Source organism: Rhizobium mongolense subsp. loessense (genome assembly GCF_900099775.1).
GTDB lineage: Bacteria > Pseudomonadota > Alphaproteobacteria > Rhizobiales > Rhizobiaceae > Rhizobium > Rhizobium loessense.
Genome location: NZ_FMTM01000002.1, coordinates 649,261 through 661,618, shown reverse-complemented (window position 1 = coordinate 661,618; position 12,358 = coordinate 649,261). Strand labels below are relative to the sequence as shown.

11 protein-coding genes and 1 pseudogene are annotated in these 12,358 nt (G+C 56.8%); 4 read left to right on the top strand and 8 right to left on the bottom strand.

What is annotated here, in order from left to right:
* The first annotated feature begins 306 nt into the window (after positions 1-306).
* Positions 307-999 (top strand): GntR family transcriptional regulator, encoded by a 693-nt coding sequence (locus tag BLP23_RS10770; RefSeq protein ID WP_092584973.1) that lies wholly within the window; start codon positions 307-309, stop codon positions 997-999.
* Between the two features lie 387 nt (positions 1,000-1,386).
* Here the strand turns inward: BLP23_RS10770 and BLP23_RS10760 are convergent, their stop codons facing one another.
* Positions 1,387-1,917, bottom strand: a complete 531-nt coding sequence (locus BLP23_RS10760; RefSeq protein ID WP_092584844.1) for a c-type cytochrome — start codon at positions 1,915-1,917, stop codon at positions 1,387-1,389.
* Here BLP23_RS10760 and BLP23_RS34945 point away from each other — a divergent pair.
* Positions 1,848-2,156 carry a DUF1515 family protein gene (locus BLP23_RS34945; protein WP_267890079.1) on the top strand — a complete coding sequence of 103 codons (309 nt, stop codon included), beginning with the start codon at positions 1,848-1,850 and terminating at the stop codon, positions 2,154-2,156. The genes BLP23_RS10760 and BLP23_RS34945 overlap by 70 nt on opposite strands.
* Positions 2,157-3,009: 853 nt before the next feature.
* Here the strand turns inward: BLP23_RS34945 and BLP23_RS10750 are convergent.
* Positions 3,010-3,999, bottom strand: coding sequence for a carbon-nitrogen hydrolase family protein (locus BLP23_RS10750; RefSeq protein ID WP_092584842.1), 990 nt, complete (start codon positions 3,997-3,999; stop codon positions 3,010-3,012).
* Positions 4,000-4,560: 561 nt separating this feature from the next.
* Here BLP23_RS10750 and BLP23_RS33080 point away from each other — a divergent pair.
* Positions 4,561-4,794, top strand: a complete 234-nt coding sequence (locus BLP23_RS33080) for a helix-turn-helix domain-containing protein (RefSeq protein ID WP_139187051.1) — start codon at positions 4,561-4,563, stop codon at positions 4,792-4,794.
* Positions 4,795-5,456: 662 nt separating this feature from the next.
* Positions 5,457-6,412 (top strand): annotated as a pseudogene (locus BLP23_RS10740) (amidohydrolase); the annotation flags it as partial.
* 74 nt (positions 6,413-6,486) lie between these two features.
* Here the strand turns inward: BLP23_RS10740 and BLP23_RS10735 are convergent.
* The 6 genes from BLP23_RS10735 to BLP23_RS10710 form a co-directional block, all read right to left on the bottom strand.
* Entirely contained in the window at positions 6,487-7,431 is a 945-nt protein-coding gene (locus BLP23_RS10735; protein WP_092584840.1) for a nucleotidyl transferase AbiEii/AbiGii toxin family protein, read from the bottom strand.
* Positions 7,421-8,008, bottom strand: coding sequence for a DUF6088 family protein (locus BLP23_RS10730; protein ID WP_092584839.1), 588 nt, complete (start codon positions 8,006-8,008; stop codon positions 7,421-7,423). Before BLP23_RS10730 ends, BLP23_RS10735 begins: the two co-directional genes overlap by 11 nt.
* 471 nt (positions 8,009-8,479) lie before the next feature.
* Positions 8,480-9,484, bottom strand: a complete 1,005-nt coding sequence (locus BLP23_RS10725) for an ABC transporter ATP-binding protein (RefSeq protein ID WP_092584972.1) — start codon at positions 9,482-9,484, stop codon at positions 8,480-8,482.
* Positions 9,471-10,460 (bottom strand): ABC transporter ATP-binding protein, encoded by a 990-nt coding sequence (locus BLP23_RS10720; protein ID WP_092584838.1) that lies wholly within the window; start codon positions 10,458-10,460, stop codon positions 9,471-9,473. Before BLP23_RS10720 ends, BLP23_RS10725 begins: the two co-directional genes overlap by 14 nt.
* Positions 10,457-11,371, bottom strand: a complete 915-nt coding sequence (locus tag BLP23_RS10715) for an ABC transporter permease (protein ID WP_092584837.1) — start codon at positions 11,369-11,371, stop codon at positions 10,457-10,459. Before BLP23_RS10715 ends, BLP23_RS10720 begins: the two co-directional genes overlap by 4 nt.
* Positions 11,372-11,375: 4 nt before the next feature.
* Positions 11,376-12,350 (bottom strand): ABC transporter permease, encoded by a 975-nt coding sequence (locus tag BLP23_RS10710; RefSeq protein ID WP_092584836.1) that lies wholly within the window; start codon positions 12,348-12,350, stop codon positions 11,376-11,378.
* Positions 12,351-12,358 lie beyond the last annotated feature (8 nt).

Genomic DNA, 12,358 nt, shown 5'->3' with positions numbered 1-12,358 from the left:
ACGGGTACAGAAAAGTGCATGCAATGTGCGTGCCAGAAACTAATGCACTGATTATTAAACAATATTCATGAAACAAAGAATTGCGACATGCAAAGTGCATACAGATTGGTCGCGTTACCGCATAAAAAATAGTCAATACCTATTTATTGTTCATTATGACTGCGCCCGACAGCATCACACCGGTTGTTCTGGCGCGTCTTCTTCATCAGAAAGTGAAAATTTAACAATATCTTCGCTGCACAATTTGACTTATGGAGTCCCGAGCGGCATCTGTATGCAAAACGGTGAAGTAAGTAGATTCGCATGGTGAAGCAGGCTAGACGCAGAGAAATCATCCGCGCTGGAACCACCGTCGAGCAGATGGTGCGGGCGATTTCCGATATGATCGTCACGGGTGCACTCCTGCCGGGCGCGAAGCTGGACGAGGTGTCGCTCGCGGTCCGTTTCGACGTTTCGCGCACACCGGTACGAGAGGCTTTGCGTGAGCTGGGTGCCATGGGATTGGTCGTACGCGAGCCAAACCGCAGTGCCGTCGTTACCAATGTCACCGAGGCTTATCTGCATTCGATGTTCGAGGCGATGGCGGAACTCGAAGCGATCTGCGCCAAGCTCTCGGCCGAGCGTATGACGGTCGATGAGCGGCGCGCGCTTGAGTTGATGCATCGAGGATCGATGAGGCTGGTACATGCCGGCGCGCAAGAGGAATATTCGGCTTACAACACCGAATTCCACACCCGGCTTTATCGCGGCGCGCATAACGATCATGTCTTCGAAATGGTAACCTGGACGCGGGCGCGGCTTGCGCCTTTTCGGCGGGCGCAGTTCCGTCTGCCCGGACGTCTGGCGAAATCCTATGAAGAGCACGGTCGGATCGTGACCGCGATCATGCGAGCAGATGCTGCGGCCGCGGGGCAGGCGGCATATTCCCATGTGGAAATTGTCAGTGATGCCAGCGCGGTCTTTGCAACAGCCGGAAAACGCAGAGCGCGCGACGCGTAAAATAAGGCGCCGTCAGACCCGCTACAAAGACGAAAAGCCAAAACGACCAAAAACACGCGAAGTTGCCATGGCAACGGGCAAGGAACCTGCGGGGTATTTAGCCGGTCTTGTGGCTTTGGCTGAGTTCGTCGCCATCTCCTGAAAATCGATGGCTATATTGATCCGCCAGATGCACTTGTTTTCCTGAAAGTGGAAATCCTCGAACTTCATATCGAGGGGTAGGAGAAAAATGTGCTGAAATTCGTTTGCAATCTAGTCCGGGGCGACCGTGGCAGTTGTCTGGCGAATTCGCAATGGAATTAATTACCGCAACTCACCTACCCCGGCGCCCTTAAATGTTGATCAGAGCGCGCTGACGTTTTCCGCGTTCGACTTTCCAGTTTACCCCTAGTTTGGCGCGGCGGCTGCGGCTTCGCCCGGCGGCAAGATCCGGAACATGAAGGTTGAAACCTTCTCCCCTGGCTTGAAAGGACCAGGCACTTGATGGCTTACCGGTTTCAGGCTTTGAAGGAATGCCGCAATCGATGTCACGTCTTCTTCGGTGAGCTTCGCGAATGCATGCCATGGCATGATTGGCGCCAGGGCGCGACCGTCGGGCCGTTGCCCGGTCTGAATCGCAGTCACGATCTGCTCCCTGGTCCAGCTGCCGATCCCGGTCTCCTTATCAGGCGTAATGTTGCTGCCGACGAAAACACCTTCCCCCGGGATTTCAAAACCGACTTCCGAGCCGCCGAGAAATCGCGAGCTGTCCGGTTTTCCGAAGAAATATCCCGGTGTGTGGCAGTCGTTGCAGCCGCCGATCGTGACGAGATATTCGCCGCGCGCAATTAGCGTATCGTCGGCAGCCGGTGCTATGGACGGCTGCAGACCCAATACAGAGGCGGCTAAAAACGCGAACCGAGCGCTCAATCGAAGCATCTTACCCTCCGTGGCCTAACTCACTGAATATCACGACGAACCTGCTCTATATATTAGTCATTTGGAATTATCGACGGCGCGCAAGAGGTCCGCCAATTCAGGTAGCCGTCACGGCCCTTCAGGAGGATCTTCTGGAAATGCGAAAGGTCACCGATGATCGTCAGCGTTGGAAGCTGATGGGGATTGGAGCGCTTGCCGTCATCGGTATCGGCGCCATGGCGATGGGCTTTACGACGTGACGCTGCGAAGAATTGAGGCGGACCGCACAGCCACGTGCAAGGGCTAAAGCACGGTCACAGGAGAATTTGGCCGCGCGATCCATTTCGCTGAACATCCGAGGCGGTTGAATGTTCCCAATCGTCCGCTTCAAGCTCCTGATCAGCAATTTCGTCTTCGAGCACTTGAATGTCCTCGCGAATAATGCTGACGAGCAGATAAGCTAAGAGGGGCGAGAGCTGATCATAGGTACGCGCTCCTGAAAGAGAAGGCTCGCGCTGGCCATCGATTCAACGCGAGCCTCTTCACCGCGTGACAGGGCGAACGGGCAGTCCTTATCCCCGCCACGCACCTGCAGGATGACAGACCCTCCAAAGGGGGCAAACTAGCTAAAACGGCTTATGGCTGGTTTCTCAGGAGCAAACAAAAACCCCGCCGGAAGCGGGGTTAAAGCGGCTTCACAGCAAGGACTCGTCTAAGACAGGTCAGAGGCGAGCCCAAGCCATGAGTGCCAAGGGGATCACCCCATGGCACTTGGGATCACGCAGTTTCAATAGCTGTGGAAGCCGAAACGCGTGGTCTAGATAAAACACCCAGCAGAAGGAAAGGTTCCCTGCGATCCAAGGAGAAAAATCCTCTCCTGCGAAAATCTACGACAATTCTACGAATATCTTCAGAGTCCGGCGCATCCATCATCACCGTGCGCCGGCGAACGGCTGGTAACCGCGGCGCAGGGAGCCGGGGTAACGCTCCGATAGTGAGCGGCCGTGGCCGTGTGGCGATGACGACCTCTGTCAGTCTCGCAATCATGCAATCTTCCTTGCTGCGCGCCGGGTTGTCAGCGGGGCAAAAAAGCCCCGCTGAACAATATTATTGTCAGAACAGGTTGCGGTCGTCGCTCCTCGGATCGCTGTTTATCTGATGAGAGGTATAAAGATCGCTACGAGCCTTTCGCCGCCACGGCCGCGCAGGATTCTCTGGATTAGCTCTGATGTCCGCGACAGCGATGGCGGGTAAACCGTTCGTAGGGCAGTGTACTGCCCACTGACCATCTGGCGCGGCGATTCCCGAGGGAACGGCCGGGCTCTGGGGTGCAAGGGTTGAATAGCTGACCCAATAAGTATTGCTTGCTGCATGCCCCAACACCTCAGCTGCAAATGCCGGAGCATTAGAAGGGCTATCTCCTGCTGTCGAGAACAGCACGCAATCGACATTGAGCTTCTCGTATTCGATGAATATTTCCGGATAGTGCGCTTCCATGCCGACCGCGCAGCCGAAACGGAGGCCATCCACTTCAAAAGTTACAGGGGTCTTCCCCGGCGAGTACATGAACGAGATTTTCGTGTTCGATAGCAGGCGCTCATCATAGCGTGTCACCAGCTCCCCACGGTCAGAGATCACATACAGGCTGTTGTGCGGCCGGTGCGGCGAGGTGAGCTGATGGACGGAACCGAATATCGTCCAAAGCCTAAGCTCGCTCGCAAGTCTTCTGGTCGCTTCCAGTTCCTCGCGCAAAGCACCCCATTCGAAGCGTGTCCAATCGGAAGGTCCGATTTCTCTAGGCCCGATTTCGGACATGATTAGTTTGTGTGGCCAGCAGGTTGTTCCTTCCGGGAAATGTAAGAGACGAACCCCGGCACTACGGGCCTCACGCATGAGACGGCGCATCTCTTTTCCGCTGGCATGAAGCGCCGCAATATCTTGGGGATCGTTGAACAGCGATGTTTGCGCCACAGCCATCCGTATTGAACGGATCGCGGGCTCGTGCGGTGGCTGGCGAATATGTTGGAGAGCTGCGGTATAAGATTCGTCGGTTTTGGCTGCGCGTGCGCGTACACGGCGTTTAAGATTTCCGTTTTGGGTCATTATCTGGCCTTTCACGTCTCGGACGCAGTTCCCCAGCAACCCGCCCGACACGGTCGGACCAAGACGAGCGGCCCGAGACAGAAGTCCCTTTGCCTCCGTTCAAGACCATGCTGGGGAAGGTCTGGGAGGTTGGGCGCAGGCCACGCCAAGATTCAGAATGTCGATCAAATCCCGATTCGTCAATCTGTCGCTAAACTCCCGATTTTCTGCAATTGATGCCGACTTTCGCGACCTATCAAAACTTGGAAAAATCGGTGATCAAACATGATCTCCTTGCCCTTACTTCCTGTCAGCCGTTTCAATGTTTTCGGCGCGGCGACAGACAGCTGGCTCAGACCGGCCCGCGGACCGTAGATAGTCACGAACTCGTAATGCCCAATCCAGAGTGTTGATTTGAAGAGGGAGGGGAACTGGTGCGGAAGATCGCCGTTGCCGCTACGGAGAATAAAACCAAGAGGTCTACCAATAACGACGTGCCTCCGGTACCTCTTAAATTGGAATTTACTTTCGACATGCTTGATCTCATTGATTGTATCACTCAATGATGCGATGGAGCATGTGATGACTTCCGCAAGTGTCGAATGCGCCAGAACCTCCATCACAGATCGTGCCCCGTTCAGCGACGTCGTCCCGGGAAAGGTCACATCGATGGACAAGTGGACACACAAGGCGGAAGAGGTGTTGCGGCTGGAGGCCGCGGGAAAGTCGGCGGACTGCATCGCCGAAGAGCTTGGATTGAGCCGCGCAAGCGTAGTAAGGGTATTTCGGTTCGTCGAGCGCGCTGCGGGGGCATAAGCGGGCGGGAAAAGGTGCGCCGTCGGGATCGAGTGATGAGCATGTCAACCAAAGCGAGGAATTGACGCCTCCCATTGCCTCACCCGGGTTTGGCGAGGCGCGGAGACTCCCAACCATTGGCCCTTGAGAATCTCAAGGGCGGTCTCCGCTTGGCAGGCTTTCACCGCCATTTGCACTGTCCGCGAGGGCGACGATTTCCTTATAAGCTTACGAATTAAGTTAAATAGCCGACTCTAAAGGCATCATCTCCATTTGAAGTGTGTGACTTCGGCCAGTCTAGAGTCCACCTGAGAGGTGGAACAGTGGCCGCACCGATGCTTTGCTGTTTTGCCGCTCAAGATGTCTGCTGACAGGCCTTGGAGTTCCTGCTTCTACGGTCGCGAAACTTAGATGCGTTGCGTTCTCACAATGAAATTCTTCCCTGCAGCCTTTGCCGTTGTCCTCCGGACAACCGCCTTGGATACAGGTCCAGCAAGTACTGAAGACCCAGACAATTTGCGACAACGGCCCATCTAATTTGCTTTCCAGTTCGCATTATCGGGGATCGACCGCTGAGGCACGACAACCCTGGATGACGAACGGACTGTTCTGGTTTTCTTTTGCGCTATTTATGGCTTCCTCCAGTTCGCCATAACGTTTCCCACTCGGGCAATTTCATCGTGGAGGGCGGTTCCGGCAAGACCTTCATGGTTCGCGCCGGCGCATTCGATGACGTCGATGCCGCCCTGACCTGGCATCCGGCTCCGTTCAACGGAGTTCATTCAACGAACAATCTTGCCGTTCTCGAATATTACTATCGCTTCAGGGGGGGGCGCGGCACATGCTGCCAACAGCGCCCATCTCGGCCGTTCAGCGCTCGATGCGGTCGAACTCATGAAATGTCGGCGTCAATTTCCTGCGTGAACACATGCCGCAGGATTGTCGCATTCACTACGCGATCACCGATACCGGCGGCAGGGCCGCCAATGTCATGCAGGCCAGCGCCGAGGTTCTCTATCTGATCAGGGCGCCTGACATGCCCCAGGCGCTTGAGCTTGCCGGGCGCGTCGAGAAAGTGGCACGAGGTGCCGCGATAATGACCGAAACCGAGGTCGAGATCCTGTTCGACACCGCCTCGACGAACCTTCTTCCCAACATCACATTTGAGACGGCAATGCACGAGAACATGGTCGCGCTCGGCCCGATAGCCTTCGACGAGGCCGACATCGCCTTCGCCAGGAAAATCCAGGATACCTTCACAGAGGAAGCGATCAGGAGCTGCATCCGCCTCTATCAGATCAAGGCCGATGTGTTCTCCAATGCCAAGGTCGATGGCTCGACGCCCTTGCACACCGGTCTGGGCGACTTCGAAGGACAATCGCATTTCCGGGCGGGATCGACCGATGTCGGCGACGTCAGCTGGGTGACGCCGACCGCGCAATGCTGGGCACCAGCCTGGGCGATCGGCACCAATCCCCATACCTGGCAGGTCGTCGCAGGGAAAAAGCCCGGCCGCGACGGGTCTCGCATTGATGTTGTCATCCGACCTGCTGGCAGCCGCGACGGCCGAGTGGCGAGAAAGACCAGCGGCAAAGACTATATATGTCCGATCCCCGACGATGCGGCTCAAAGCCGGTAATTCCCGTCTCCGTCACTGTGACAGCGACCTGCATCGTACCCGCTTGCCGCTGTGACGGTCGTGAAACATTTGCGCTAGAGGCGATCTACGCAAGACCCGATGCGAGTGAGGATCTCTTTCAGGCTGGGCCTGCCATGATAATAAAGCGGCGCGGTCCGCTCATAAGCACTTTCGTAGAACGCGAGTATTTTGGGGTGGGAAAGGCTGAACGCGGGATTGCTGCTAATATCCGGATTGTCGAGTTTTGGAAAGCGCCGTTGTTTGTGGGCTAGATATGCTTCCGTACCGATAAAAGCCTGCACGTCCGGGTGGTCCAGCAGACAGTAAACGTCGTAATAGTGCCGAAGGAAATTGGCCGGGAACTGTCCGGTTTCCTGCTGCTTGCGGTATTTAGTGGAAATGGTCTGAAGCTTCTCTACAAGGGTGTAGCCGGGCTCGTAGCAGGGCACGGCCAGCGCGCGATTATCAATCAGCTCAACTCGCGATGAGCCAAAATCGTAAGCCCAGGAACTGATGTCTTTGTCGATATTCGGGGCCACTGTATCGAATCCGGCCTCTAGCAGCACGCCGTCTTTCAGCACCGACTTGGTGCTGGTCGTCTCGGGATAATAAAGACGGATACCGCCGCTTCGATAGCTCTCGTTGTCGAATTCGCTATCGCGCTCGATGCTTTGAATGCCATCGATTTTAATCGTCGCCGCCAGCCAGTCATAGAATGCCCTGCGGCTTTCCCGGTGGGCTGGCTTATCGTGATTGGGGCCGGCTTTGACATTCATCTCGGCAGGAGGCTCGATACGGATGTCGATATCTTCTGAGAAGCGATTGATGATCCGGTAGCCCTTCGAGAGCGATGTGCCCCCTTTCAGCTCGAACTTCATTCCCAATTGTTGCAAGCCATAAAGGCAGTGCATGATCCAGTAGTCTTTCTCGACCAACATGGGCTGCACCTTCATCTCCTCGGCGACGATACGCAGCAGAGATGCGAAATCCTTGTGGTTATGCAGGAAATCAGCCGGCATGCCTATCCACTGTCAGTCCGTTGAAGAACTTCCTTGTGCGCACCATGCCGTACTCCTTGGCGGCGCGGTTGAGGGCGTTGCGGTTGCCCTGTAGCGCACGCTCCTTCACGCGGGCCAGCACCTGTTCACGATCCTCGGCCAGATGGTCGAGATTGTTGACCAGGTCGATCAGCAAAAACTCTTTGGTCAGGGTTTTAGGAAAGGTCGGTTTCTTGCGGAACTCGAATTCCCGCCCACCAAGTGTGAAGTTGCCGTGGCGCTTGTGGTTGTAGACGACAGTCTTGTTATAGAGCTGTGTCGCTCCGACACCCAGGCTGTTATAGGCATTGGGCGAGGTGACCAGATAACGGTCGTCCTTCAGGAAAGCCTCGACGAGGGCATTATCTTCGGCCGGCGCCTTACCGAACGCCGTCTGCTTCGGCCGGTGATAGATACCGGTCGACAATTTGGTCAGGTATCCTTCAGCGAGGAGCTGCTGCAGGTGCCGATCGACCGATGACGACCATTGGGCGAGGTCCTCCCGACGGTAGACCTTGCCGGATCGCAGATGTCTTTTCAGTTGCTGTAACTTCGTCATGGGATAACTCCTGCACTCACCATACCAAAAAATGAGGGTGTATGCAATTTTTTCCAAATTTCATGCAAATTAAATTCGATACGATTGATATAATTAGGCGAAATTACAAATATTTACAGCACATTTTTCCGCGATTTTCCGTCACTTATACACGGAAAATCCAGGGAAATTTCATGACCCTCAGTTAGATCACGGACGACGGCAACCACATGCCGAGCATGTGTCAAGGCGACGTAAAATTTGGCGCGAGTTTCTCAGCTTCTAAAACACATCGCGATCTTTTACCCACGACACCATATCGCGCGTAGGATAGATGGCAGATTCAACCGATCGAACTCAAGCCCTTTGGAGCGTCGAACGTGAAGGTCTGCAGATCGGCGGATGCGATCCCAACGTTGGAACCCCGGCGCAGCTGCACCGGTCGAGCGGTCTCGAAATAGCGAGACAGGTCGAGAGTACTGTTGTTCGAGGCTAGTCGTCATTTAGGTGGCACGCTGATAGGTGCCCCGGCGCAACTTCCTTCTTAATCGGCACTTCGACGCGACAACGGTCCATTGCGAACGGGCATCGGGGATGGAAGTGACAGCCCTTCGGAGGATCGAGTGGGCTGGGGAGTTCGCCTTCCACGGGCTTGAAGCGGCGCTTGCCGGGCTCGATGCGCGGCACTTCGGCCAGAAGCGCTTGCGTGTAGGGGTGGTTCGCTCGCCTGAAGACTTCCTCGACCGGTGCTTCCTCCACAATCCGGCCAAGATACATGATCGCGACACGGTCGGAAATATGCTCGACGACGCCGAGATCGTGGCTGACGAAGAGATAGGTGAGGTCGAGCTTGTCTCGCAATTCCATAAACAGGTTGATGACCTGTGCCTGAATGGAGACGTCGAGAGCAGCCACGCTTTCGTCGCAGACGATGAATTTGGGCTGGACGGCAAGCGCCCGCGCGATGTTGACGCGTTGCCGCTGACCGCCTGAAAACTGGTGCGGGTATCGTTTTTTCATCGCCGGGTCGAAGCCGGCCAGTGTCAGATACTTGTCGACATAGGTGTCGCGCTCCCTCGAACGGGCGAGCGCGTGGGTCCGCGGCGCTTCCCAGATGAGTTCTTCGACGGTCATGCGCGGGTTGAGCGCAGCCATCGGATTTTGAAAGATCATCTGGGTGGCCAGGCCGAGTTCGTGCCGCTGGCTCGCAGACATGGAATCCCGATCCACGCCCTTCCACAAAATATTGCCGTCGCTCGGAGACGTTATCCCCGCAATCACGCGGCCAAGCGTTGACTTTCCGCAACCGCTTTCACCGACGAGGCCGATGACCTCGCCGGCACGGATGCTCAGGCTGACGTCATCAAGGGCGTGCACGATTGACGCAGGCTTTGCCAGTTTGAGTTTCAACGTAATCTTGGCAGCAAGATCGGGCTTCGGGCCGAAGCGCTGCGAAATGTTTCTTGCTTCGATCATGGGCGCGTCAGTCGCAAGCATCATGCAGTCCTCTCATTACGGGATGGATGCAGCGGAAGGAGCGGTCGTCAGCCGGCACAAGGCCAGGCATCACCAGACAGGCGTTCGTCGCCCGGTCGCAGCGCGTACGGAAGCTGCAGCCTTGCGGCAGGCTGTTGATCGCCGGCGTCATGCCCCTGATCTGACGCAGCGCTTCGCCGCGCTTGTTCTGTGAAGGAACGGATGCGATCAGACCTGCGGTATAAGGATGGTACGGATCGGTCAGCACCTTGGCAACCGGGCCGGTCTCGACGAGGCGGCCAGCATACATGACCGCGATATCATCTGCGAGCCTCGAAACGATGGCTAGGTCGTGGGTAATCCAGATGACGGCCGTGTTGGCCTCTTCGGTCAGCTTCTGGAATTCCGAAATGATTTGGCTCTGGATTGTCACGTCCAATGCCGTTGTCGGTTCGTCGGCGATGATGAGATCCGGCTTGTGGAGAAGTGCGATCGCGATCGCCACCCTCTGGCGCATCCCCCCGGAAAACTGATGTGGGTAGGCGGACAATCTCTCCTCGGGGCTTGGGATGCCGACGAGACCCAAGGCATCCCGCGACCGCTGCCGGGCGGCATGCTTGGACACTTTTTCATGTGCCCGTACGGCCTCGACCATCTGCGTACCGATGGTCAGGACCGGATTGAGGGTCATCGTCGGATCCTGGAAGACCATCGCGATGCGCTTGCCGCGCAGCTGCCGCATCTCCTCGTCGGAACAGTTTGCAATGTCGGTGCCGTCGAAGACGATCTGTCCCCCTGCGATCCTGCCGGGTTTTTCGAGGAGCCGCATGATCGAGAAGCCGGTCACCGACTTGCCTGATCCGGATTCCCCGACAAGGCCGAGGACCTTGCCGCGCGCGACGGTGAACGACACGTCATTGACGACCTTCAAGCCTGGCTGACCTTTGCCGGGGCCGAATTCGGTCACGAGATTGCTTACCTTCAGCAACGCGGTCATGACACGTTCCTCGGATTGAGCACATCGCGAAGCCGGTCGCCGACGAGGTTGATTGCCACGATCGTTACGAGGAGCGCAATGCCAGGGAAGAAGCTGATCCAGTAGAGGCCGGTCAGAAGATACTGGTAGCCCGTCGCGATCAGCATGCCGAGAGACGGCTCGGTGACCGAAGCGCCCAGACCAAGGAAGGAAAGCGTCGCCTCCAGCCCAATGGCTCTCGCCACCTGCATGGTTGCAATCACGATCACCGGCGCAATACAGTTCGGAAGCAGATGCTTGAAGAGGATGCGCCATCCGGGCAGCCGGAGCATGCGGGCTGCCTCGATATATTCCTTCTCGCGCTCGACCAGGGCCGTGCCGCGCACGGTGCGGGCATAGGTCGCCCATTCAGCGATGATAAGCGCGATGACGACGTTGATGACGCCCTTGCCAAGGACGGCCAGCATCATGAGGGCCATCAAAATGGTGGGGAATGAGAGCTGCAGATCGACCAGCCGCATGATCACGGTTTCGGTGCGCCGGCCCATATAGGCAGCAAACAGGCCCGTAGTCGTGCCGATAATCGCAGCAGCGAAGGCCGACAAGACACCTACGAGAAGCGATGTCCGCAGGCCGTAAAGAATCCCGGACAGGATATCGCGGCCCTGGCTGTCCGTCCCGAGGTGGTAGACAAGCCCCGTCATTGATTCCGACCCCGGCGGCAGTCGTCCATCCATGATGTCGAGCTGCATCAAATCATACGGATTCTGGGGGGAAATCCAGGGCGCCAATAGCGCCAGGCAACAGATGATCACCAGCGTGATGAAGCCGATCGCGGCCCCGGGGGATCGAAGGAACTCCGAAATTCCCCGGGCCAGCCGGCCAGGCCCGGCGTCCGGAACGCTTTTATCTTGCACGTTTGGTTCAGCCATGGGTCTAAGCCTTTGTGTCCAGCCGGACCCGCGGATCCAGGATGGTGTAACAGACGTCGATGATGAAGTTCAGGACGACGAAGAGCAGGACCATCATCATCAGGTAGGCGACGATGACCGGACGATCGAGAAGATTGATCGAATCGATGATGAGCTTGCCCATGCCCGGCCATGCGAAGATGCTTTCGGTCACGACCGAAAAGGCAATCAGTGATCCGAACTCCAGGCCGATGATGGTCACCACCGGGATCATCAGGTTCTTCAGGACATGCACGGTGATGACCCGCCGCTCTCGCAATCCCTTGGCACGAGCGAACTTGACGTAGTCCTGGGGCAGGACTTCCTGCACGCCGGCGCGTGTCAGTCGGAGAATGAGTGACGTCTTGAACAGAGCCAGATTGAAGGCGGGCAGGAGAAGGTGTCTGAGGCCTTCCCCGGTCAGGAAAGACCATTGTGCGCCGAACAGTTCCGCAGTCGGGCCGCGGCCGTTCGTCGGCAGCCAGCCGAGTTCGACCGAGAACACCATGATCAACATGAGCCCGACCCAGAATGTCGGCAGCGAGAAGCCCAGGATCGAGCCTGACATGATCAGCTTGGACGAGATCCGGTGTGGGTAAAGCCCGGCATAAAGCCCGAGTGGCAGGCCGACGACGATCGCAATTCCAAGTGCCGTGATTGCCAGCTCGAGCGTTGCCGGCAGACGTTCCACGATGAGCCCGAGAGCGGGGCGGCCGTAGACGAAACTGTTGCCGAAATCCCCGTGCAGCAATCCCCCGAGGAACAACAGATACTGCTTCCAGGGCGGTTGATCGAGGCCGTAATGGGAGATGAGGCGCGCGCGCTCCACCTGATTCGCATCCGGATTGATCAGGATGTCGACCGGATTGCCAATCACGTTGACGCCGGCAAAGACGATGATCGTCATTGCCACGATGACGAACAGTGCCTGTATCAACCGCCTGGTGATCGAAGTGACCATTGAATCTC

Bases quoted from the DNA above. Each gene is read 5' to 3' on its own strand.
- BLP23_RS10760 (WP_092584844.1), bottom strand. From the start codon at position 1,917: ATGCTTCGATTGAGCGCTCGGTTCGCGTTTTTAGCCGCCTCTGTATTG.
- BLP23_RS10715 (WP_092584837.1), bottom strand. From the start codon at position 11,371: ATGGCTGAACCAAACGTGCAAGATAAAAGCGTTCCGGACGCCGGGCCT.
- BLP23_RS10725 (WP_092584972.1), bottom strand. From the start codon at position 9,484: ATGCTTGCGACTGACGCGCCCATGATCGAAGCAAGAAACATTTCGCAG.
- BLP23_RS10710 (WP_092584836.1), bottom strand. From the start codon at position 12,350: ATGGTCACTTCGATCACCAGGCGGTTGATACAGGCACTGTTCGTCATC.
- BLP23_RS10730 (WP_092584839.1), bottom strand. From the start codon at position 8,008: ATGACGAAGTTACAGCAACTGAAAAGACATCTGCGATCCGGCAAGGTC.
- BLP23_RS33080 (WP_139187051.1), top strand. From the start codon at position 4,561: ATGACTTCCGCAAGTGTCGAATGCGCCAGAACCTCCATCACAGATCGT.
- BLP23_RS10750 (WP_092584842.1), bottom strand. From the start codon at position 3,999: ATGACCCAAAACGGAAATCTTAAACGCCGTGTACGCGCACGCGCAGCC.
- BLP23_RS10720 (WP_092584838.1), bottom strand. From the start codon at position 10,460: ATGACCGCGTTGCTGAAGGTAAGCAATCTCGTGACCGAATTCGGCCCC.
- BLP23_RS10735 (WP_092584840.1), bottom strand. From the start codon at position 7,431: ATGCCGGCTGATTTCCTGCATAACCACAAGGATTTCGCATCTCTGCTG.